The following is a 22,681-nucleotide window of genomic DNA, read 5'->3' on the forward strand; positions in this document are numbered from 1 at the left end:
ATCAAGGAGGCGCTCATGACACACCGGGGGACGCTGGCGAAACCTTGCATGGCGGGGCTGCTCTGCCTGTTGCTGGCGGCCTGCGGGGAGCCGACCTTCAGACCGCTGGCCCAGGGGGAGACCCTGCTCGCCTTCGGGGACAGTCTGACCGAGGGGCGCGGGGTGAGCCCGTCCCAAAGCTACCCCAGCGTGCTGGCGAACCTGAGCGGCCATCCCGTGGTCAATGGCGGGGTGTCCGGAGAGCTGAGCCAGGCCGGCAGGGCCCGCCTGCCCGGGTTGCTGGCCCGGCACAGACCCGCTCTGGTCATCCTGCTGGAGGGGGGCAACGACATCCTGCGTGGCAGCGGGGAGGCGGCCCTCAAGGCCAATCTCGCTGCCATGATAGAGGCGGTGCAGGGGAGCGGGGCCCAGATCCTGCTTGTCGGGGTGCCCCGAAAATCCCTGTTTGCCGATGGCGCCCCCCTCTACGAGGAGCTGGCAGAGCAGTACGGACTGGTGCTGGACAACGACAGCATCGGCGAGTTGCTGCGAGACGCGGCCCTGAAGTCCGATGCGGTGCATTTCAATGCCGAGGGTTACCGCACCCTGGCGCAGCGACTTCATCGACTGTTGCAGGAAAGGGGGGCACTCTAGCGAGGTGTCATGCTGCCGGGGCAGTGCGCCATGCTGCCGCAATCAATGGGGTCAGTGGATTGCGCGGCGGCGCTACCCCAGAGGCGTCCAGCCCGTGGTGACAATGCCCGAAGACATGAAAAAACCGCCGTGAAGGCGGTTTTTTGCAATCAGGCTGAGCCAATTTGCTTAGATGGACTGCTCTTCACCACCCAGGGCGGCAAACAGGGCCGGGATGAACTGGGAGAGTTCGGCGGTGACCAGAGCGAAGTCGGCGTCCAGGCGGGCGGCGGGATCCTCGCTGGTGACGTCGTCGTTCTGCTCGCGCAGCTCTTCGCTGAACTTGAGACGCTTGATGGAGAGATCGTCCCCCAGCACGAAGCTCAGGGTTTCGCCCCAGTTGAGGGCCAGCTTGGTCACCAGCTTGTCGTTGGCCAGGTGATTCTTGATCTCCTCGCTCATCAGATCCTGCTGCTTGCAGCGGATGATGCCGCCGTGCTCCATGGCGCTGCGCAGCTCGGCTTCGTCCTCCAGGGTGAAGGTGGCGGGCAGGTTGCCCTCGTTGAGCCACTCGGTCATGGTGATCTCGGGCGGGTTCTTGAGGGCCACCGGCACCACCGGCAGGGAGCCGATGGATTTGCGCAGGAGCGCCAGCAGATCGTCCGCTTTCTTGGCGGAGCCTGCATCCACCACCATCAGGTTGTCGGCAGGGTTTATCCAGGCGAAGGTCTGGCTGGTACGGCTGAAGGCGCGGGGCAGCAGGGTGTGCATGATCTCCTCTTTCAGCGCCTCCTTCTCTTTCTTCTTGAGGGCGCGACCCTGCTCGAATTCAATGGCCTCTACCTTCTCCGCCAGCATCTCCTTGACCACGGTACCGGGCAGCATCTTCTCTTCCTTGCGAGCGCACAGCAGGATGTGGCCAGAGGCGGCGTGGGTCAGGGTGGAGCCGAATTTGCCAAGGGGCTTGACCCACCCGAACCGGGAGATGTCCTGGCTGCCGCACGGGGTGAAGGCGCAGGCTTCCAGCTGGGTTTCCAGCTGCTCAACGGTCAGGTCGAAGGGGCGGGTAAAGCGGTAAATCTGCAGGTTTTTAAACCACATGGCGTCCTCGGTCTCTAGATTGTCCGGCGGGCATTGTACTAGAGAGGCGCTTTGTGATCAGCCAATCATTCTCGCTAAATAAAGGGCGATCAACCTCACAGGGCCTCACCTTGCTCCCCCGGGCGCGGGCCCAACTCCCCTAGACTGCGAGTGTTCACATTGCTGACAAGGAGGCGACCATGTTGAGACAGAGTCGGCCGGAAGACATGGAAGAGATCGTCGAAATCTGGCTCCTGGCCTCCCTGCAGGCCCACGATTTCGTCGATGCCTCCTGCTGGTGGCAGGCTCAGGAGGAGCTGCGTACCCGCTACCTCGATCACGCCCGCATCTGGGTGTTCGAGGAGCGAGGGGACCTGCTCGGCTTCATGGCGCTGGTGGATGATTACCTGACTGCACTCTTCGTGCGCCCCGATAGGCAGGGGCGGGGGGTGGGGCACGCCCTGTTGCAGGAAGCCAGATCCAGATGTGCCGAGCTGCATACCCGGGTCTTCGTGGAGAACGAGCCGGCGGTGCGTTTCTACCGCCGCCACGGCTTTGAAATCGGGGGGGAGGTGCCCGATCCCCTCACCGGCCATCTTCAGTACCAGATGCATTACCAAGCCGTCTGAATCTGACGTCTGGGGCTGCCCCGGTTGAAAACGGGGGGCACCATCCTCATCTTGTCTCCATCCCGGGGCGCCCTCGCCCCCGCTCTCTTCTCCTTATCGAGCCGTTTTCCATGAAGATCCTGCACACCGCCGACTGGCACCTCGGTCATCAGCTTCACGGCCACGACCGCCGCTTCGAACACGACGCCTTCCTCGACTGGCTGGCCGACACCATCAAGACCCGCGACATCGACGCCCTGCTGGTGGCGGGCGATCTGTTCGATACCGCCAACCCTCCCGCCAGCGCCTGGCAGCAGCTCTACCGCTTTCTGGCACGTCTGCGGGCCGAGCACCCGGCACTGGAGATGGTGCTGATCGGCGGCAACCACGACTCTCCCTCCAAGCTGGATGCCCCCCACGAGCTGCTGCGGGCCTTCGACCTGCATCTGGTGGGCAGCATCAGTCGGGACGACGAGGGGCGCCTCGAGACCGAGCGCCTGCTGGTGCCGCTGCGAGGCAAGGATGGCGAAGTGGCCGCCTGGTGCGCCGCCGTGCCGTTTCTGCGCAGCAGCGATCTGCGCCCGGAAGGGCTCAGGGAGGGGCAGGACAGACTCATCGAAGGGGTACGCCAGGTCTATGAGGCGGTGCTGAGCGAGGGGCGTGCGCGCTGCCATCCGGATCAGGCCCTCATCGCCATGGGTCACGCCTATCTGGCGGCGGGCCAGCTCTCCGAGCTCTCCGAGCGGAGGGTGCTCGGCGGCAACCAGCATGCCCTGCCTGCCGAACTGTTTGCCGCTGCCGACTACACGGCGCTGGGTCATCTGCACCTGGCCCAGAGCCCGGCCGAGGGAGTGCACTATAGCGGCTCGCCGCTGCCGCTCTCGCTGGCCGAGGCGAACTACAACCATCAGGTGCTGGAGGTGACGTTTGAGGGGGGCAAACTGGCCCGCCTTGAGCGGATCCCGGTGCCCCGCGCGGTGGAGATGATCCGCCTGCCCCAGAGCGGCCTCGACGAGGCGCTCCAGGCCATCGAGGCGCTGGCGCTGCCCGCTTGCCCGCAGCAGGCGCAGCCCTTCCTCGAGGTGCGGCTGCTGCTGCCCAAACCCGAGGCCCGCATCCGCGAGCGCGTGCTGGCCGCCATCGGCGACAAGCCGGTGCGCCTGGCCCGCATCACGACCAGCTATCAGGGCTCGGGCCAGGGGCTGGCGGACGGTGCCGGCCAGCGCCGGCTCGATGAGCTCTCCCCCACCGAGGTGTTTCGCCTCTGCTATCAGCGTCAGTTCGACGGGGAGCCGGAGGCCGCGCTGGTGGCGTCGTTTGAAGAGATCCTGGAGAAGGTGAAGGAGTCCAGCCAATGAAAATCTTGTCGCTGTCAGGGGAGAATCTGGCCAGCCTGACCAGTCAATTCACCATCGATTTTGCCGGTGGCGCCCTGGGGGCCGCCGGCCTGTTTGCCATCACCGGCAATACCGGCGCCGGCAAGAGTACCCTGCTCGATGCCATCTGTCTGGCGCTCTACGACGAGATGCCGCGCTTTATCGCCAATCGCAAGAACGTGGCCGAAGTGGGTCGCATGGATGACGAGGAGAAGCTCAAGGCCAACGACGTGCGCGGCATCCTCAGCCGCGGCCACGCCAGCGGTTTTGCCGAGGTGCAGTTTCGCGGCTGTGACGGCCGTGTCTGGCTGGCCCGCTGGGCGGTGCGCCGGGCTCGCAACCGTGCCGAGGGGCGCTTTCAGGCCCAGGAGCGCAGCCTGACCGACGTGGCGTCGGGCCAGGTGTTCAGTGGCAGCAAGCGGGAGCTGCAGGATCGCATCGACGAGCTGGTGGGACTCTCCTGGGAGCAGTTTCGCCGTGCCGTCATCCTGCCGCAGGGGGAGTTTGCCGCCTTCCTCAAGTCGAGCGCCGACGAGCGTTCGGCCCTGCTCGAACGGATGACCGGCACCGAGCTCTACTCCGCTATTTCGGTCCAGACCCATGAGCGGGCGCGGGAGGAGCAGCAGAAACTGGCTGCCATCAGCCAGCGGCTCGGTGACGTGGCGCTGATGGACGAGGCGACCCGCGAGCAGTGGGTGAGCCAGCAGATAAGCCTTGCCACCAGCCTCAAACACGAGCAGCAGCAACAGCAGCTGATGCAGGACTTGCGCGATCTCAACGGCCGCATCGCCGCCCAGTTGCAGGCCTGTCAGGAGGGGGAAGCGGCCCTTGCCGCGGCGGAGGCTGCCCACGGTGCGGCCGCCCCCGAGCGGGAGGAGTTCGCCCGCGCCGAGCAGGCCCAGGTGGCCCGCGCCGATCACGACGAGCTGGCCCGCCTCACCCTGGAGGTGCAGCAGCAGGAGAAGGCGCTGGCCGAGCTTGGCCCTGAACTTGGCAAGCTGGAGGAGAAGACCCAGCAGAGCGCCCTCACCGAACAGCAACTGCTGGCGGAGAAGATCGCCGCCGAGCGCGAGTGGGGCGCCCTGCAGCCTGAACTCAAACGGGCGCAGGAGCTCGACACCCGCATTCGGGAAAAGCAGCAGCAACTGCAGAAGATCCAGCAGGAGGGGGCGCAGGAGCGGGAGGTGCAGCTCACCCTGGAGCAGGGCTGGCGCCAGCAGTGCCAGCAGGTGGAGCAGCTCAAGGGCCAGCACCAGCAGTGGGGTGCCTGGCTTGAGGAGCACAAGGAGCTGGCGCCGGTGGCCCGCCAGTGGCAGCCCCTGCTCACCGCCATGCAGGATTGGGCCGAGGATGCCGACAGGCTGCAGCAACTGCTCACCCTGCGCGAACACAAGCTGCGCGCCCTCAGGCAGTTGCAACACCAGCTGGAGCAGGGGCAGCAGGAGCGCGACTACTGGCAGCGTGAGCAGGCGCGGTTGCAGCAGCAACAGCACGAGCTGCAGGAGCAGCAGTGGGAGGGGCGTCTAGCCAAGGCGCAGGAGCAGTGGCAAGGGCAGACCGAGCAGCTGGGCCAGCTGCGCCAGCTGCTGGAGCTGGCCGACTATGGCCGCAATCACGGCGAGCAGCATGGTCGCCTGCAGCAGGAGATCGCCCAGCTGGAGCAGGCGCTCGGCAAGCTGGCGATCCTCGGCGACGAGCTGACGCCGGCCCGCGAGCGGCTCGCCCTGCAACGGGATGAGGCGCGTCACGCGCTGGAGCAGTCCCGCGCCATCGCCAGTTTCGAGCAGCATCGCCACATCCTGCGCGACGGTGAACCTTGCCCGCTCTGCGGCGCCGAGGAGCACCCCTATCACCAGAGCCAGCCACAGGTGGCGGGCATTCTGGGGCAACTGGCGGAGCGTGTCCGCAGCTTGGAGCTTGAGTGGGAGCGGCTCAATCACCAATACATTCAGTGCGAGAGCGAGCGCCAGGAGCTGGCCCGCCAGCTGGCGGTGCGCCAGCAGCATCTGCCTGAGCTGGAGACGCGCGCCGAGCAGCTGACCCAGCGCTGGCAGCAGCTGGGCGGTGCCGAGCTGCTGGGCCATCCGTTGCCGCTGCGTCAGAGCCCGATCGAGTGGAACGAATTGATGAGTACCCTGCTCGGTCGCGGCCAGAGTCTGGAGCAGGGGCTGGCCCGCAGCCAGCAGCAACTGCGCGAGGCCCAGCAGGGGCAGCAGCAGTTGCAGGCCGTGCGCCAGCAGCTGAGTCAGCTGGCCAGCCAGCACCAGCAGTTCGAGCAGCAGTGGCAGGAGGCCGATCGCCAGCGCATCGCTCTGGAAGGGGAGGTGAATGCGATGGGCGAGCAGGAAACGACCCTGCGCCAGCGCCTTGAGCAGGGGGGCAGCCGGCTCGACGAGCAGATGGGAGGCCAGCCCTGGCGTCAGTGGCTGGGCAGCCAGCAGTGGCGCGAGTGGCAGCGGGCCTGCGAGGCCTGGCTGCACGGTCAGAGCGAGTGGGAGCGGCTGACCGGCGAGATTGCCAGCCTCACCCCGGCCCTGAGCGCTCAGGAGGCGCGCCTGCAGACCCAGCGTGAGCTGCTGCACAAGCTCGAGCGCGACTACAAGGAGCATGAACAGCAACGGCAGGGGCTGGTCACCAGCCGTGCCACCTGCCTGGGGGGCGAGGAGATTGCCCTGGTCGAGAGCCGCTGGCTGCAGCGGCTGCAACAACTGGCCAGCGAGCTGGAGACGATGCAGGGGGCGGCCCGCACCCTGCGCGAGCGCCAGACCGAGCTCAAGACCCGTCTCAGCCATCTGGAGCAGGAGAAGCAGGTGAGCAGCCGGCGGCGACGGGAGGTGCTGGGGCGCTGGGCTGCCCACGCCAGCAGCCTCGGCATCGCCGAATATGATCTGCGCCGCCTGCTGGCCATGAGCCCGGATGAGCTCAAGGGGCGCCGCGCCGCCTTGCAGGCGCTGGAGGATGCCCGCGCCGAGGCGCGTACCCGTTTGACCGAGCGGCAGCGGGCGCTGGCGCTGGAGGAGAGCAAGCGGGATCGTTACCGCGAGCATCACCCCGAGCTGGCCGCGTTGGCGCCCCAGGAACTCGACAGCCGGCTGACGGCGCTGGAGGCGCACTGCCGCGCCCTCGACGAGCAGCTGTTCCAGTGCAAGAGCACGCTGGCACAGGCGGAGGCGGCGGCCCTCAAGGCGGGCACCCTGCAGGAGGAACTGGCCGCCCAGCAGGGGGTGGCGGATCACTGGCAGCGGCTCTGTGACCTTATCGGTTCGGCCAGCGGCGCCAAGCTGCGTACCTTCGCCCAGAGCCTCACGCTGGAGCGGCTGCTGCTGGAGGCCAACGCCCAGCTTGCCGAGCTCTCCCCTCGCTATCGACTGGAGCGGGTGCCCGGCACCGATCTGGCGCTGCAGGTGGTGGATCTCGACATGGGGGACGAGGTGCGCTCGGTGGACTCCCTCTCCGGCGGCGAGAGCTTCCTGGTGTCGCTGGCACTGGCGCTGGCCCTCTCCAGCCTGTCGTCGCGCCAGACCCAGGTCGAATCGCTCTTTATCGATGAGGGGTTTGGCACCCTGGATCCCGACAGTCTGGATCTGGCGCTCTCCAGTCTCGACTCCCTGCAGGCGGCCGGCCGCCAGATCGGGGTCATCTCCCACGTGCAGACCCTGGTGGAGCGGATCGGCGTGCAGGTGCGGGTGGAGGCCCTCGGCGGCGGCGAAAGCCGGGTAGTGTTGCCCGGCTGACGACGTGTCGCCCATGACCCTCCATGAACAAAAAGGCCCCTGTCACAGGGGCCTTTTTGTTGGTGTGCAACCCGTCGCTGGTTATTTGCGCTCGGGCAGCATATTGGTCAGGGTATTGTCCTTGAGCACATGGTGGTGGTAGATGGCTGCCGCCGCGTGCAGGGCAATCAGCGCATAGCCTATGTTGGCCAGCGTCTCGTGCAGCTCCTTGATGGTACCCTTCAGGCCGTCGTCGGGGGCGATGAGGGCGGGGAGCGCCAGGCCGAAGAAGGGAATGGGCTTGCCCTCTGCGCTCAACAGCAGCCAGCCCAGCAGCGGGGTGAGGATCAGGAAGCCATAGAGCGCCAGGTGGGCGAGCTTGGCCAGCGTGAGCATCAGGGGGGAGAGCTCGGGCACGATACGCGGTGAAGGGCTACCCACGCGCACCAGCAGGCGCACGACCACCAGCGCCAGGATCAGCAGACCCACCATGAAGTGAAACTCCTTCATCAGGTCGCGGCCAGCCGACCCCTTGGGGAAGATGTCCCTGAACTCCATCAGGCCGTAGACGGCGATCATCAGCAGCAGGGTCAACCAGTGCAGCCCTATGCTCAGGCTGCCATAACGTTGTTCGGTATTTCTCAGCATCGTTGTCTCCTCGCCACTTAAGCGGCTTATCTCTTTTCATCCCGTCTCATATCGAGCCAAAGGACCCGCAGGTATCCCTCTTGAGGGTACTCGGCTTGCTTATGCCCGTGTTGATCTCGATAACATTTCTGCCTGTTTGCCGTCATGCTGACCTGTGCGGGAGCCCATGGAGTATCGGGAGATGGAAGGGGCAAAAAAAAAACCGAAGCACCAGGCTTCGGTTTTTGGCGGTCACTGGCGTCAGGCCAGGGCGCATTATTTCTTGATGCGGATCACCGGGGTTTCGCCCACGGTCACGGCGCCAGTCATTTTCACCAGCTCTTTGATCTCGTCCATGTTGGAGATGACCACAGGTGTCAGGGTAGACTTGGCTTTAGCTTCCAGAACGGCCAGATCGAACTCGATGATGGTGTCACCGCGCTTGACCTGTTGACCTTCCTGAGCGATACGGGTGAAACCTTCACCCTTCAGCTCGACGGTGTCGATACCGAAGTGAACGAACAGCTCGATACCAGAGTCGGACTCCAGAGAGAACGCGTGGTTGGTCTCGAAGATTTTGCCGATGGTGCCGTCGCACGGAGCAACCATCTTGTTGCCGGCTGGCTTGATGGCGATGCCGTCGCCGACGATCTTCTCGGCGAAGACGACGTCAGGCACATCTTCGATGGGGACGATTTCGCCGGACAGCGGAGCAAAGATTTCGATGCCGCCAGTGTCAGAACTGTCGTCGGAAACCAGTTTCTTCAGTTTGTCGAACAGACCCATAGTAAAAGCTCCTAGAGATGATTGTCGCTGTTTGCAGCCGATCTTAGCAGACTGCCTTCTGCTTAATAAAGTTATCTACGCACGCTTCGATTTCGGCGGCGGTGGCAAAGCTCAGCGCCTGGTCGGCCATGGCCTTCACATCTTCGAAGTTGGTGTTGCGGATAAGCTTCTTGATACGCGGTACAGAGATGGCGCTCATGGAGAACTCATCCAGACCCATACCCAGCAGCAGCAGGGTGGCGCGTTCGTCACCAGCCAGTTCACCGCACATACCGGTCCACTTGCCATTGTCATGGGAAGCGTCGATCACCATCTTGATCAGGGTCAGGACGGAGGGTGACAGCGGGTTGTACATGGCGGAAATCATCTCGTTACCACGGTCGACAGCCAGGGTGTACTGGGTCAGGTCGTTGGTACCGATACTGAAGAAATCCACTTCCTTGGCCAGATGATGAGCCATCACGGCCGCGGCCGGGGTCTCAATCATGATACCCACTTCGATGGATTCATCAAAGGCTTTGCCTTCGGCACGCAGTTCGGCTTTCAGCGTCTCCACGGTAGCCTTCAGGCTGCGGAACTCTTCGACGGAGATGATCATCGGGAACATGATGCGCAGTTTGCCGAAGGCAGACGCACGCAGGATGGCCCGCAGCTGGGCGTGCATGATGTCGGTGCGATCGAAGAAGATACGCACGGCACGCCAGCCCAGGAAGGGGTTCATCTCTTTCGGGAAATTCATGTAGGGCAGTTCTTTGTCGCCGCCGATGTCCATGGTACGGACAATGATCGGTTGATCCGGCATGGCTTCGGCCACTTCCTTGTAAGCCTTGAACTGCTCGTCTTCGGTCGGCAGCGCGTCACGGTCCATGAACAGGAACTCGGTACGGTACAGACCCACGCCTTCGGCGCCGTTGCGGATGGCACCCTCGGTATCCTTGACGGTCCCGATGTTGGCGCACACTTCGACCTGGTGGCCATCCAGAGTAATGGCAGGCAGGTCTTTGAGCTTGGCCAGCTCGTCCTTCTCTGCCTGGAACTGGGCCTGGAACTTCTTGGCTTCGTTCAACTGGTCGGCGGTCGGGTTGATGATGACCTGGTTGTTGATCGCATCCAGCACCAGCATGTCACCGTTCTTGACGCGCTCGGTGATGTCGTTGGTGCCCACGACGGCCGGCAGCTCCAGGGAGCGTGCCATGATGGAGGTGTGGGAGGTACGGCCACCTATGTCGGTGACGAAGCCCAGCACGTATTTCAGGTTGATCTGAGCGGTTTCAGACGGGGTCAGGTCTTTGGCGACCAGGATGACCTCTTCGTCGATGGTGCTCAGGTTGACAACGGCGATGCCCAGTACGTTCTTGACCAGACGGGTGCCGATGTCACGGAAGTCGGTGGCGCGCTCACGCAGATAGGGGTCATCCAGATCGGCCATCATCTTGGCGTACTGTTCGATCACCTCGTGAACGGCTCTGTCGGCAGAGGCTTTGTGTTCTTTGATGAAGGATCTGATATCCCCTTCCAGCTCTTCATCTTCGAGCAGCATGATGTGGCCTTCGAAGATGGCCTCTTTTTCTTCACCGAAGGTGCGACCGGCCATCTCTTTGATGGCTTCCAGCTGTGCGGCTGACTTGGTGCGGGCTTCGAGGAAGCGGTTGATCTCGGCATCAATCTGTTCGGCGGGAATCTTGCCCTGATTGATAACGATTTCATCTTCTTTCAGAAGAAGCGCCTTGCCGAATGCGATACCGGGGGACGCAAGAATGCCAGATATCATAATCCTTCCTATTAAAACGACTGTGGGGGAGGAATAAAGCTGGATTACTCCAGCTCGTCCATCAGGGCAACCAGCTTCTCAACGGCTTTCTGAGCGTCCGGGCCGTCAGCCTGGATGGTCACGTTGGTGCCTTTGGTCAGACCCAGGGTCTGGAGCTTGAACAGGCTCTTGGCGCTGGCGGATTTGCCACCGGAGACCACAGTGATCTCGCTTTGGAATTCTTTGGCTTCTTTCACGAACTGAGCTGCAGGACGGGTGTGCAGGCCGTTTTCAGCAGTAATAACAACAGACTTCTCGTACATGGTTTCACCCCATATTATTGATATTGTTTGGAGAGATGGTCGCCAACGAGGCTTCCTGTCTCACCGTGTCAGTATGGATATGTTGTAAAGTAACGAAATCAGACCTGCAATGGTTTAATCCAGGTCAATTTTCTGTGCAGTATTCGGCGTCGTGGCCAGGTATTTTTTCGCTATCAGGCTGCAAGCCGCGTCAGGCCTGGCCTGAAATTATTTTATAACGAAAAATAACACTTTGTTACCTTGTGATACCTTGCCAGCAAACACCTCGTGACGCCGCACAGGATATGAGATTTATCACAGAATGTCTGCTTTTTTTGTCATATCCAAGTTTGTTATTTTACCCCAAAAAATAAGGGGCCGAGTGGCACTGGTGGCTAGAGAGTTTAGCGCATAATGAAAACGGCGCTCCGAGGAGCGCCGTCGTTTTGGTGTTGGCTGATCAACTACTGCTGCAATTCCTGCTCGCTGAACACACCGGCGAAGAGGGCGCTGGAGAGGTAACGCTCGGCGGCGCTCGGCAGGATGACGACAATCGTTTTCCCTTCGAACTCCGGCAGCTCGGCCAGACGGTTGGCAGCGACCACGGCAGCGCCGGAGCTGATACCGGCCAGGATCCCTTCCTCTTCCATCAGGCGGCGGGCCATCTCGATGGCTTCGTCACTGCTCACCTGCTCGACGCGGTCCAGCAGGCTCAAATCCAGGTTGCCCGGGATGAAGCCGGCGCCGATGCCCTGGATCTTGTGGGGACCGGGCTTTATCTCTTCACCCGCCAGTTTCTGGCTGATGACGGGGGATTCGCTGGGCTCGACCGCCACGGAGACGATGGCCTTGCCCTTGGTCTTCTTGATGTAGCGGGAGACCCCGGTGATGGTGCCGCCGGTGCCGACGCCCGCCACGAACACATCCACCTCGCCATCGGTGGCGTCCCAGATCTCGGGGCCAGTGGTCTGCTCGTGGATTTCCGGGTTGGCCGGGTTTTCAAACTGTTGCAGCAGCACGTACTTGCCCGGCTCGGATTCGAGGATCTCGTTGGCCTTGGCAATGGCACCCTTCATGCCGAGGGGGCCTTCGGTCAGCACCAGGTTGGCACCCAGGGCCTTGAGCAGTTTGCGGCGCTCCAGGCTCATGGTAGCCGGCATGGTCAGGGTGATGGGATAGCCGCGGGCCGCAGCCACGAATGCCAGGGCAATGCCCGTGTTGCCGCTGGTGGGCTCGATGATCTCCTTGCCCTTGGTCAGCACGCCGCGTTTCTCGGCATCCCAGATGAGGTTGGCACCGATCCGGCACTTGACGCTGAAGCTCGGGTTGCGGCTCTCGATCTTGGCCAGCACGCGGCCCTTGGTAACACGGTTGAGACGAACAAGCGGGGTGTTGCCTATGGTCTGGCTGTTGTCCTCAAAAATTTTGCTCATGGTGCTATCCCTGTGTTTGTTAAGGCGATGAAACAAGATTACCCTGTGGTTTCTGAATGAGAAGTGACGAATCGTTATAACAATATGTTATTACAACATATAGAACTTATTCTCTCTTGCCGAGGGGGCTCCCGCTGCCTGGGCATCCAATGGAAGGGATCTCATGGGATTTGCAGGAAGCGATCGCTATCTCGCATCACAGGCACTGAAGATGGCCGTCGATGCCGCCATCGTGCTGGAGAAGCCGCTGCTCATCAAGGGTGAGCCCGGTACGGGCAAGACAGTGCTGGCGGAGGCGGTAGCCAAATCTCTGGGCGCCGAGCTCATCAGCTGGCACATCAAGTCCACCACCAAGGCCCAGCAGGGGCTCTACGAATACGATGCCGTCGCCCGGCTGCGAGACTCCCAGCTCGGTGACCCCAGGGTAGGGGAGATTGGCCACTACATCCGCCGGGGCAAGCTGTGGCAGGCCTTCAGCGCAGAGCGGCGGCCAGTGCTGCTCATCGATGAAATCGACAAGGCGGACATCGAGTTTCCCAACGATCTGCTGCTGGAGCTGGATCGGATGGAGTTCGATGTCTACGAGACCGGCGAGCGCGTGAAGGCGCGCCAGCGCCCCGTGGTCATCATCACCTCCAACAACGAAAAAGAGCTGCCGGACGCCTTCCTGCGCCGCTGTTTCTTCCACTACATCCGCTTCCCCGACAAGGCCGAGATGCAGGCCATCGTCAAGCTCCACTACCCAAACCTCAAGGAGCGGCTGCTCGACGAGGCGATGACGCTCTTCTTTGAGCTGCGTGCGGTAGAGGGGCTGCGCAAAAAACCGTCCACCTCCGAGCTGCTGGACTGGATCCGGCTGCTGTTGGCGGACGATATCGCCCCCGAGGCCCTGCGCACCCGTGAGCCCGGCAAGCTGGTGCCCGCACTCTACGGTGCCCTGCTCAAGACGGAGCAGGACTTGCACCTCTTCGAGAAGCTCGCCTTCCTGGCGCGCCGCGGCGGCTGAATGCTCATCGACTTCTTCCTTCACCTGCGCCGCCACAAGCTTCCTTGCAGCCTGCGGGAGTTGCTCGACCTGCACGGGGCGCTGGCAGCCAGACTGGCCAGCCTCGACATGGACGAGTTTTACCAGCTATCCCGCTGCCTGCTGGTGAAGGATGAGGCGCACTACGATCGCTTCGATCGCGCCTTCGCCGAGTATTACGAAGGATTGACCGCCATCCCCCTGTTGCCGGAGAGCCTGCCTGACGACTGGCTGCGCCAGGAGTTCGAGCGACTGTTAAGCCCGGAGGAGAAGGCGTTGCTCCAATCCCTCGGCGGGCTTGACCAGCTGCTTGCGACCCTCAACCAGCGGCTAAGCGAGCAGAAAGCGCGCCACGCCGGCGGCAACAAGTGGGTCGGCACCGGGGGCAGCAGCCCGTTCGGTCACGGCGGCTATCACCCGGAAGGGATCCGCATGGGGGGAGAGGGCCAGCACGGGCGGGCGACCAAGGTGTGGGAGGCGCGCCACTTTCGCAACTTCAGTGACGACTCGCCCCTGGGGCAGCGCGCCATCCAGCTCGCCCTGCGCAAGCTCAGGCGCTGGGTGCGCCGGGGCAATCCCGACGAGCTGGATCTCGACGACACCATCCAAAGCTCGGCCAGGCAAGGCTGGCTCGATGTGAAACTGCGGCCCGAGCGCCACAACGGGGTCAAACTGCTGGTCTTCTTCGACGTGGGGGGCTCCATGGATGCCCACGTGGCCGAGGTGCAGCGCCTCTTCTCGGCCCTGCGCCACGAGTTCAAGCACCTGGTGTTCTTCTATTTTCACAACTGCCTCTACGACTTCGTCTGGCAGGACAATGCCAGGCGCCATGATGATCGGTTCGATACCTTGCGGCTGCTGCGCACCTACGGCAGCGACTACAGGGTGATGGTGGTGGGGGATGCGAAGATGGGCCCCTATGAAATCACCTGGCCAGGTGGCAGCGTAGAGTACTGGAACGAGGAGCCCGGCCAGGTGTGGCTCGGGCGCCTGCAACAACATTTCCCCAAGATGGTGTGGGTCAATCCGCTGCCAAGGCAGGAGTGGCTGTGGCACCCCTCCATCAAGTTGATGAACGAATTGATCGGCGGGCGGATGCACCCGCTGACCCTGGCGGGTCTGGCTGCGGCCATCGACCAGCTGTGACCCTCTGAACCCTAAAAAACAGACAAGCCGGGATTGCACCCGGCCAGGAGCAAAGATGACCTCTATCGTAATCAGTGGCTCAGGCCTCTATACCCCTCCCTTTGCCGTCAGCAATGAAGCGCTGGTGGCGGCCTTCAACCAGTACGTGGATCTCTACAACGAGGAGAACGCCTCCGCCATCGATGCAGGGCAGCTGCCTGCCAAACAGCACTCGAGCTGCGAGTTCATCGAGAAGGCCTCCGGCATCAAGAGCCGCTATCTGGTGAGCAGCGAGGGGGTGCTGGATCCCGACATCATGCAACCGCTCATGGCGGAGCGCCCGGACGATCAGCCTTCCATCATGGTGGAGATGGCGGTGGCGGCCGCCGAGCAGGCGCTGATTGCCGCCGGTCGTGAACCGGGGGAGATCGATCTTGTCATCGTCGCTGCCTCCAACATGCCGCGCCCCTACCCGGCGCTGGCCATCGAATTGCAGCACTATCTCGGCGCGAGCGGCCTGGCATTCGACATGAACGTGGCCTGCTCTTCCGCCACCTTCGGGATCAAGACCGCCGCAGACATGCTGGCGGCAGGTACCGCCCGGCTGGCGCTGGTGGTCAATCCGGAGATCTGCTCGGGTCACCTCAACTTCCGCGATCGGGACAGTCACTTCATCTTCGGCGACGCCTGTACCGCCGTGCTGCTGGAACGGGAGGCCGATTGCCAGGTGGCCAACCCCTGGCAACTGGTGGCCAGCAAGCTGGTGACCCAGTACTCCAACAACATCCGCAACAACTTCGGCTTCCTGAACCGGCTCAGCCCGCGCACCCGCTACGGCGACGACAAGCTGTTCCGCCAGCAGGGGCGCAAGGTGTTCAAGGAGGTGCTGCCCCTGGTGTGCGATCAGATAGCCTCCCAGCTGGCGGAGCAGGGATGGGCGGCCGATGGCTTGAGCCGGCTCTGGCTTCATCAGGCCAACCTTACCATGAACCAGTTCATCGGCCGAAAGTTGCTGGGCCATGACGCCAGCCAGCAGGAGGCGCCTGTCATCCTCGACCGCTACGGCAACACCAGCTCGGCGGGTTCCATCATCGCCTTCCACCTCTTCAACCAGGATCTGCCGAGCGGGGCTCGCGGGGTGCTCTGCTCCTTTGGGGCCGGTTACTCCATCGGCAGCCTGCTGCTGCAGCGGCGCTGAGCACCCTGTTTTGCCCATAAAAAAGCCACCCGGGAGGGTGGCTTTTTTCATGCTGCCAGAGAGGCTTTTTTCAAGCGGGTTCGATGGCCAGTACCTGACATTGCGGTTCTTTTATCTGAAATCGCACGTTCACATCGAACAATCTGACGCCGTACACCTTGTCATCCGGCTTGCCCTTCTTGTAAGCAGGGCGGGGATCCTGAGCCAGCACCTCCCTCACCAGTTCACGCAGCTCCGGGTGGGCCTTGAGCCAGGGGGCGAGCTGTTGCTCGGCCTGTGCGCTGAAGCTCACCGCCAGCGGCGGGGTAGGGGCATCGGGGGCGAAACCGCCACGGGCGTGGGGCAGGCTGTCGGCATAGGGGACATAGGGCTTGATGTCGACAACGGGGGTGCCGTCGAGCAAGTCCACGGCGCCCAGCTCGAGCCAGAGCTTGCCGCGCTCACGTCCCACCCCGTGCAGTTCGACCACGGAGAGGCCGAGGGGGTTGGGGCGGAAGGTGGAGCGGGTGGCAAAGACCCCGACCCGCTCGTTGCCGCCGAGGCGCGGCGGGCGCACCGTCGGGTGCCAGCCCTGATCCATGGTCTGGTGAAACACGAAGCTGATCCAGAGATGGGAGAATTGCTCGATGCCGCGCAGCACATCGGGCTGATCATAGGGAGGAAGCAGTTCGAGGCGGGCGCGAGCCGCGCTGACCAGACCGGGCTGGCGGGGTATGGCGAACTTCTCCTTGTAGGGAGAGCGGATGATCCCTAGGGTATCTATATCGAACTTCATGGCGGATCCTGGCTGAAAACCCGGGCAATGTAGCACAGGCACGCCGAAAACGCAGGGGGAGCACCAGGACGCGGCCCCTGTGATCCCGATCCCAGACCCGGTGCCCGGGGGCTGTGTCCTGGTGCCAACTTGCGTAGGGTGGGGCGGCAAAAGGGGTGGCGGGGGAGCGGGCAAGGAGCCTGCTGCCCGCACCATGACGATATGCCTGGCGGCATCAGGGCGTGCCTGGGACGTGTGCTCACCATGCCAGGCCATGGCCGTTTCGGCTGCCCGTGGAGGGGCTGCAAGGAGAGGGCGCCATAGAGGAGAGACAGGGATGAAATTGTTGATTATCGGCGGCACCGGCTTTCTGGGTCGCCACCTGACCACGCTGGCACTGGATTGGGGGCACGAGGTAACGCTGTTCAATCGTGGTCACCGCCAGCACCCGGATTGGCGGGAGCTGACCCAGCTTCACGGGGACAGAGACGGGGACCTGGCCCCCTTGCGGGGCGAGGGGCGGCACTGGGATCTGGTCATCGACACCTGCTGCTATCGCCCCGAACAGGCCGAAGGACTCTCTGACGCCCTGCTGGGGCGCTGTGATCGGCTCATCTTCATTTCCACCATCAGTGTCTATCGCGATTTTTCCCAACCCGGCATGGATGAGTCGGCCCCCTTGCACGAGATAGCAGGAGCGCCCACCGACTACGGCCCCCTCAAGGTGCTGTGCGAGTCGGTGTATCGCGCCCGCTGGGGAGATCGCCTGTGCACCCTGCGCCCCGGCGTGCTCTGCGGCCCCTTTGACCCGACCGCTCGTCTTGCCTGGTGGGTGAGGCGGGTGCAGCGGGGCGGGCCCTGGCTCTTGCCGGGGCTGGGGGAGGACAGGCTGCAATACCTGGATGTGCGCGACTGCGCCGAGTTCGTGCTGCGGGCTGCCGAGCAGCGACTCGCTGGGTGCTTCAACCTGATCAAGCCCGGCATCGCACTGAACGACTGGGTGGAACGCCTCACTGCCCGGCTGACGCCAGTGACCCCCTTGCAGCTCGAGTGGGCTCCCTGGCGTGACCTGATGGCGGTAGGGGTGGCGCCCTGGCAAAGCTATCCCACACTGCTGCCAAACGAGCTGCCCGAGTATGCTGGGTATGGCACCATCAGCGCCGAGGCCGCCATCGTCCATGGCCTGAACTTTCGCCCTCTGGAGGAGACGGTTGACGATCTGGTGGTATGGCTTGCCAGCAACCCCCGGGGGCCGCTGCCAGGCATGACCCCTGATGAGGAACAGGCCCTGCGACGACGGGGGGCGCTTCCCCTGTCATCGAATGCGCATTAGCCGACATCATAAAGAAGAGGGCACCCCGGGGTGCCCTCTTCTCATGTGGGGTGTTCATCCATGACGGGGCTCAGTGCAGCAATGCCCCCGCGTCGGCCAGCAGGGTCCTCAGCACACTGCGATGGCAGCGGGACTCCTGTTCGCAGTAGCACCCCACCGAGAAATGGGTGGTGTGGGAGAGGGCAGCCAGCAGGGCCAGATCGTGCCTCGCGGCCGGGGCGGCCATCTCGGCCTTGTACTGCTTGCAGAAGGCGGTCCACCGGGCCGGGGTGTCGGCAGTCTGACCGAGTTTCATGGTCTCGGCGCTGGGGGCCAGATTGGGGAACCAGACGTCGTACCAATCCTGGCTGGCGAACGCCGCTTTGGGCACGCCGCGAGGGGGGCGACGCACGGTACCGATGCGAAGCCCCTCATCCTCGAGGCGGGGGCTGCCGAGTCGCACGATGGCGATCGCCATGGCAGGACTTACTTCTCTTCGGCCACTTTCAGCGCCTGCCCGTAGCAGATCACCTGTTTCAGGCAGCCGGGCACGTCGCTGAACTCGGCGCACTTGTCGAAGCTGACGCCGTTGCCCCCCATGTCCGCCACGCGGCGGCGGGCCAGGGTGCGGGCTTCACCGGCATTGGGCACCGCCTGATTGGCATCGCTCTGGCAGGATTCCCCCTCGACGGTGCCGAGATAGAGGTAGTTGAGGTCGGCGAGCTCGCTCTGCTCGTAGATCCGCACGCTCCCCGGCTTGAAGTACTCGTCGAAGTTTTCCTTGTCCAGATTGCTGTTGAAGGCGAAGTCGGCGCAACCGGAGGCAATCAGGGGCATCATCAGGATCAGGCGTTTCATATCGGCATCTTGTTGGGTGGCGAGTGGGCCATTATAGGGGGCAGTCGCCGATGGCGACCAGCCCCATTTTTAGCCATATCAATGGATTGTAGCGAGACGACCCCGGATCAAGCGGGGGCCAGTCGTCGGTGCAGGCTGCGGTAGTGATCATCTTCCAGCAGCTCCTGGTGGGGGGCACACAGACGGATGCGACCCTCTTCCATCAGGGCTACCCTGTCCATCCGTTCCAGCCCCAGCAGGCGGTGGGAGATGAGCAGCAGGGTGCGATCCGCCCCCAGGGTCAGCAGCAGATCCATGATCTCCCGTTCGGTCTGGGTATCGAGCCCTTCGGTGGGCTCGTCCAGCAGCCAGAGCGGTGCATCGTGGAGCAGGGCGCGGGCGATGCCGATGCGGCGGCGCTCCCCGCCGGAGAGCGGACGCCCGCCATCCCCGAGCCAGGCATCCAGCCCCTGTTCTGCCTGCTCACCCTCATCGTGGAGCAGAGTCCTGAGCCCCACTTGGGTGAGCACCTCGATGAGCCGTTCGTCGCTGGCTCCGGGGGCGGCCAGGGTGAGGTTGCCACGCAGGGTATCGGCAAACAGGTGGACCCGCTGGCTCACCACGGAGCAGGAGGCGCGCAGCGCCTCTTCGCTGTAATCGGTGAGGGGCTTGCCATCGAGCAGGATCTCCCCCGATAGGGCCGTCCACTCCCGGGTCAGCAACCCCATCAGGGTGGACTTGCCACAGCCGGTCTGCCCCAGCAGCGCCAGCTTCTCCCCGGCATGCAGTTGCAGGGTGCACCCTTGCAGCACGGGAGCATCCTGGCCTGGATAGGTGAAATGCAGGCCGCTTATCTGTACGGCACCCCGGGCAGCGGGGGCTTGCTGTGCTCCCCACTCCGGCGCCTTGGCCTCTTGCAGGATCTCGTTGAGACGGCGGGCGGAGGTGAGGCTGGTGGAGAGGTGCTGGAAGGCACCGGCCAGCGGCAGCAGCGCCTCGAAGCTCGCCAGGGTAGCGAACACCATGAGTGCGGTGATGGGGTCAGGGGCACTGCCACCGACGCCGTGACCAGCCAGCCAGAGCATCAGGGTCAGAGTCCAGCCGCTCAGCAACTGCACCGAGAAGGCGGCCAGGCCGCTGACGCGGGCCATGCGGGCCTGGGCCCGGATCAGGGCCTGCTCCGCCTGCTGCAATCCGGTGAGCGCCTCGGGAGCGGCGGCGAACATCTGCAGTTCGGCCTGGCCATCCAGATAGTCCACCATGCGGGTACGCAGGTTGGACTTCTCGGCGATGAGCTGGCGGCCCGGCGCGCGCCCGGCAAAATAGAAGACCAGGGGCAAAGCCAGCATGCCAAAGAGCAGAATGGCTCCCAGCGTCAGCGCCAGGCGACCATCGAAGAAGGAGAGGAAGAATACCAGCCCGGCGCAGCTCAGCAGTGCCGCCCCAATGGGGGTGATGAGGCGCAGATAGACGTGATCCATGGCGTCGATGTCGGCCACCAGACGGTTGAGCAGGTCAGCCTGGCGAAAACCGGCAAGGGAGCCGGGGGAGAGAGGGGAGAGCTTTTGCCAGAACCAGACCCGCAGCCGGGTCAGCACCCGGAAGGTGGCGTCGTGGCTCACGACCCGCTCGCCCCAGCGACTGGCGGTGCGCACGATGGAGAAGAAACGCACGCCCCCCGCAGGGGTCATGTAGTTGAAGGTGTCTCGGGTGGCGACCGCCAGCCCGGCGACGGCGGCGGCGGAGAGGAACCAGCCGGAGAGGGAGAGCAGGCCCATGCCGGCCACCAGGGTGACCAGGGCCAGCAGGAGGCCGATGGAGAGGCTGAGCCAGTGCTGGCGATAAAGGCGCAGGAACGGCAATAGATCAGTCATCGAGAGAGTCTCCGAAACCTTGGGATTGCGACAGGAGGCGGGCGAAGGGGCCCTGGGCCTCGCCGAGTGCGGCAAAACGTCCCTGCTCCACCAGCTTGCCGTGCGCCAGCACCAGGATGTTGTCCATCTGGCTGAGCTGATCGAGGCGGTGGGTGATCATCAGCAGGGTCTGACCTTGTGCGGCCTGTTCGAGGGCGCTCATGACGGCCCGCTCAGAATGGCGATCCAGGCTGGCAGTGGGTTCATCCAGCACCATCATCTGGGTCGTCTTGAGCAGGGTGCGGGCAAGGGCGATGCGCTGGGCCTGGCCGACGGAGAGGCCGCCCGCCTGATCCCCGACCCGATAGTCCAGCCCTTTCTCATTGACGAACTCCCAGGCCTGGGCGCGCTTGAGCGCGGCTTCCAGTTCGGCGTCGCTGGCGGATGGTCTGGCCAGCAGCAGGTTGTCCCGCAGGGAGCTGTGGAAGAGTTGGGGATTCTGGGAGAGCCAGCCTAGCTGCTGGCGCCACTGGCTGATGTCCAGGGTACGAAGCTCCACTCCGTTGACGCACAGGGAACCGCGATAGGGGGCAAAACCGAGCAGGGCATTGACCAGGGAGCTCTTGCCCGCGCCGCTGATGCCGACCAGGGCGGTGCGCGTGCCGGCTTCCAGCGTGAAATCGAGGGGACCGACCAGCACCTTGCCTTCGGCGCTCAGCACTTCCAGGCTGCGGGCTTCTACCTTGACGGGGCCATCCGCATGGAAGGGGAGCGTCCCGGAGGCGGGTTCGCTCACGTCGGCTTCGAGAAATTCCAGCAGTTGTTCGGCGGCGCCAATGGCCTGTGCCTTGGCGTGATAGTGGGCACCGAGTTCCCGCAGCGGCGCGTAGAACTCGGGGGCGAGGAAGAGCACGAACAGGCCGGTAAAGAGGGTGACCTTGACGCCATAGCTGCCAAAGTTGAGGTGATCGATGTAGGAGAAACCGAAGTAGACGGCCACCAGGGCCACCGCGATGGCGGCGAAGAACTCCAGCACGGCCGTGCTCAGGAAGGCGAGGCGCAGCACCTCCATGGTGCGCTCGCGAAAATCTTCCGATGCATCGCGGATTGCCTCCCCTTCCGCCCGGGTGCGCATGAAAAGCTGCAGGGTGCGCAGCCCCTTCAGGCGATCGAGGAAGTGACCTGAGAGGCGTGCCAGCGACTGGAAGTTGCGGCGGTTGGCATCGGCGGCGCCCACCCCTACCAGGATCATGAAGAGGGGAATGAGGGGGGCCGTGCCGAGCAGAATGAGGCCCGCCGCCCAGTTGACCGGGAACACGGAGACCAGGATCACCAGGGGAATAAAGACGGCGATGGCCATCTGGGGCAGATAACGGGAGAAGAAGTCCTGCATCTCTTCGATCTGCTCGAGCAGCAGGCTGGCCCAGCTACCGGCGGGGCGACGCTGGATATAGGCAGGGCCGAGCCTGGCGAGGCGGGTGAGCACCAGCTCGCGGATGGCCTGGCGCACCGCACTGCCCGCCTTGAAACTCGCCACCTCGCGGCCATAGGCCAGGGCCGCCTTGGTCAGGGTCACCAGCAACAGACTGATGAAGAGGGGGGCGGAGTGCTCCGGCGTGGAGCCTTCGATGATGAAACCGTGCAGCAGGGTCGCCAGCAACCAGGCCTGCATCACCATCAGGACGCCCTGACCCAGCCCGAAGGCGATGGAGATGCCGATCCAGCGCCGACCATGGCCCGATTGTTTGCGCAACCAGCCATAGAGATGTTTCTGTCTGTTCTTGTCCATTACCACCCTCCTCAAACGAGTGGCGCAAGACTATCGTCGCCCCCACGGCTTGGCAACCTTGCAGAACCGGGCGGATGAACATCATTGTGTGAAAAATCGGCTTCATGCTCATTAGTTGGCCGAACAGCTTGATTTATGGCAAAAAATGCGAGGTCGGTGATTGCGCTCGGCGGCAAAATGCATATAGTAGAGGCCACTGACGCGGGTGTAGTTCAATGGTAGAACGGTAGCTTCCCAAGCTGCATACGTGGGTTCGATTCCCATCACCCGCTCCACATTCCAGATAGCGGCACGCGCCGTTGTCCATATCAGCCAGATGGCTGTCTGTCGTGGGGATTCCCCATCACACCAAGTACGTTTTGATGCCTAGCGGGCATCGTATAATGGCTATTACCTCAGCCTTCCAAGCTGATGATGCGGGTTCGATTCCCGCTGCCCGCTCCAGTCTTCACACAAAAAGCCCACTCCTGCGAGTGGGCTTTTTGTTGTGCATTTTTCGAGG

At 63.5% G+C, this 22,681-nt stretch carries 19 protein-coding genes and 2 tRNA genes; 10 read left to right on the plus strand and 11 right to left on the minus strand.

Features of this window, described 5'->3' with window-relative positions; translation table 11 throughout:
• Nucleotides 1–15 precede the first annotated feature (15 nt).
• On the plus strand, nt 16–633 hold the full coding sequence (locus H7R73_RS06600) for a GDSL-type esterase/lipase family protein (protein ID WP_103260597.1): 618 nt from the start codon (nt 16–18) through the stop codon (nt 631–633).
• Between the two features lie 168 nt (nt 634–801).
• On the opposite strand, the gene rdgC is transcribed toward H7R73_RS06600, so the two are convergent.
• A complete protein-coding gene (gene rdgC, locus H7R73_RS06605) occupies nt 802–1,713 on the minus strand; it encodes a recombination-associated protein RdgC (protein WP_103260596.1) in 912 nt (303 codons plus the stop codon).
• Between the two features lie 179 nt (nt 1,714–1,892).
• On the opposite strand from rdgC, the gene H7R73_RS06610 reads away from it, so the two are divergent.
• From H7R73_RS06610 to H7R73_RS06620, 3 genes are all read left to right on the plus strand, one after another.
• Nucleotides 1,893–2,321: a GNAT family N-acetyltransferase gene (locus H7R73_RS06610; protein ID WP_182951568.1), complete on the plus strand. Its 429-nt coding sequence runs from the start codon at nt 1,893–1,895 to the stop codon at nt 2,319–2,321.
• A gap of 110 nt (nt 2,322–2,431) precedes the next feature.
• Nucleotides 2,432–3,658, plus strand: coding sequence for an exonuclease SbcCD subunit D C-terminal domain-containing protein (locus H7R73_RS06615; protein ID WP_103260595.1), 1,227 nt, complete (start codon nt 2,432–2,434; stop codon nt 3,656–3,658).
• Nucleotides 3,655–7,410 (plus strand): AAA family ATPase, encoded by a 3,756-nt coding sequence (locus H7R73_RS06620; protein WP_103260594.1) that lies wholly within the window; start codon nt 3,655–3,657, stop codon nt 7,408–7,410. The genes H7R73_RS06615 and H7R73_RS06620 overlap by 4 nt, the downstream gene beginning before the upstream one ends.
• Before the next feature lie 81 nt (nt 7,411–7,491).
• Here the strand turns inward: H7R73_RS06620 and H7R73_RS06625 are convergent, their stop codons facing one another.
• From H7R73_RS06625 to cysK, 5 genes are all read right to left on the minus strand, one after another.
• Nucleotides 7,492–8,037, minus strand: a complete 546-nt coding sequence (locus tag H7R73_RS06625) for a cytochrome b (protein ID WP_103260593.1) — start codon at nt 8,035–8,037, stop codon at nt 7,492–7,494.
• Between the two features lie 255 nt (nt 8,038–8,292).
• A complete protein-coding gene (gene crr / locus H7R73_RS06630; RefSeq protein ID WP_010673569.1) occupies nt 8,293–8,802 on the minus strand; it encodes a PTS glucose transporter subunit IIA in 510 nt (169 codons plus the stop codon).
• A 43-nt stretch (nt 8,803–8,845) separates the two neighbouring features.
• A complete protein-coding gene (gene ptsI, locus H7R73_RS06635; RefSeq protein ID WP_041213301.1) occupies nt 8,846–10,573 on the minus strand; it encodes a phosphoenolpyruvate-protein phosphotransferase PtsI in 1,728 nt (575 codons plus the stop codon).
• A 44-nt stretch (nt 10,574–10,617) separates the two neighbouring features.
• A complete protein-coding gene (locus H7R73_RS06640) occupies nt 10,618–10,875 on the minus strand; it encodes an HPr family phosphocarrier protein (RefSeq protein ID WP_005303128.1) in 258 nt (85 codons plus the stop codon).
• A gap of 443 nt (nt 10,876–11,318) precedes the next feature.
• On the minus strand, nt 11,319–12,287 hold the full coding sequence (gene cysK, locus H7R73_RS06645) for a cysteine synthase A (protein WP_041213300.1): 969 nt from the start codon (nt 12,285–12,287) through the stop codon (nt 11,319–11,321).
• 163 nt (nt 12,288–12,450) lie between these two features.
• Here cysK and H7R73_RS06650 point away from each other — a divergent pair, with 163 nt between their 5' ends.
• The 3 genes from H7R73_RS06650 to H7R73_RS06660 are packed head-to-tail and all read left to right on the plus strand — an operon-like array spanning nt 12,451 to nt 15,634.
• Nucleotides 12,451–13,293: an AAA family ATPase gene (locus H7R73_RS06650; RefSeq protein WP_103260592.1), complete on the plus strand. Its 843-nt coding sequence runs from the start codon at nt 12,451–12,453 to the stop codon at nt 13,291–13,293.
• Complete coding sequence (locus tag H7R73_RS06655; RefSeq protein WP_103260591.1) at nt 13,294–14,457, plus strand: vWA domain-containing protein; 1,164 nt, start codon at nt 13,294–13,296, stop codon at nt 14,455–14,457.
• Nucleotides 14,458–14,512: 55 nt separating this feature from the next.
• Nucleotides 14,513–15,634 carry a beta-ketoacyl-ACP synthase III gene (locus tag H7R73_RS06660; protein ID WP_039039348.1) on the plus strand — a complete coding sequence of 374 codons (1,122 nt, stop codon included), beginning with the start codon at nt 14,513–14,515 and terminating at the stop codon, nt 15,632–15,634.
• A 70-nt stretch (nt 15,635–15,704) separates the two neighbouring features.
• Here the strand turns inward: H7R73_RS06660 and tsaA are convergent, their stop codons facing one another.
• The gene (gene tsaA, locus H7R73_RS06665) at nt 15,705–16,409 is read right to left on the minus strand and encodes a tRNA (N6-threonylcarbamoyladenosine(37)-N6)-methyltransferase TrmO (protein WP_041214760.1); all 705 of its coding nucleotides are present in this window, start codon (nt 16,407–16,409) and stop codon (nt 15,705–15,707) included.
• Between the two features lie 316 nt (nt 16,410–16,725).
• On the opposite strand from tsaA, the gene H7R73_RS06670 reads away from it, so the two are divergent.
• A complete protein-coding gene (locus tag H7R73_RS06670) occupies nt 16,726–17,721 on the plus strand; it encodes an NAD-dependent epimerase/dehydratase family protein (RefSeq protein ID WP_103260590.1) in 996 nt (331 codons plus the stop codon).
• A gap of 70 nt (nt 17,722–17,791) precedes the next feature.
• On the opposite strand, the gene H7R73_RS06675 is transcribed toward H7R73_RS06670, so the two are convergent.
• From H7R73_RS06675 to cydD, 4 genes are all read right to left on the minus strand, one after another.
• A complete protein-coding gene (locus tag H7R73_RS06675) occupies nt 17,792–18,178 on the minus strand; it encodes a DUF488 domain-containing protein (protein ID WP_103260589.1) in 387 nt (128 codons plus the stop codon).
• Nucleotides 18,179–18,186: 8 nt separating this feature from the next.
• Complete coding sequence (rcsF, locus tag H7R73_RS06680; protein ID WP_010673578.1) at nt 18,187–18,558, minus strand: Rcs stress response system protein RcsF; 372 nt, start codon at nt 18,556–18,558, stop codon at nt 18,187–18,189.
• 107 nt (nt 18,559–18,665) lie between these two features.
• A complete protein-coding gene (cydC, locus tag H7R73_RS06685) occupies nt 18,666–20,411 on the minus strand; it encodes a heme ABC transporter ATP-binding protein/permease CydC (protein ID WP_103260588.1) in 1,746 nt (581 codons plus the stop codon).
• Nucleotides 20,404–22,179 (minus strand): heme ABC transporter permease/ATP-binding protein CydD, encoded by a 1,776-nt coding sequence (gene cydD / locus H7R73_RS06690; RefSeq protein WP_042864200.1) that lies wholly within the window; start codon nt 22,177–22,179, stop codon nt 20,404–20,406. The genes cydC and cydD overlap by 8 nt, the downstream gene beginning before the upstream one ends.
• Before the next feature lie 201 nt (nt 22,180–22,380).
• Here cydD and H7R73_RS06695 point away from each other — a divergent pair.
• Both H7R73_RS06695 and H7R73_RS06700 read left to right on the plus strand, forming a co-directional pair.
• A tRNA-Gly gene (locus H7R73_RS06695) sits at nt 22,381–22,454 on the plus strand.
• A 94-nt stretch (nt 22,455–22,548) separates the two neighbouring features.
• A tRNA-Gly gene (locus H7R73_RS06700) sits at nt 22,549–22,623 on the plus strand.
• Nucleotides 22,624–22,681 lie beyond the last annotated feature (58 nt).

Origin of the sequence: Aeromonas sp. WP2-W18-CRE-05 (assembly GCF_014168615.1) — a bacterium.
GTDB classification, from domain to species: domain Bacteria; phylum Pseudomonadota; class Gammaproteobacteria; order Enterobacterales; family Aeromonadaceae; genus Aeromonas; species Aeromonas caviae.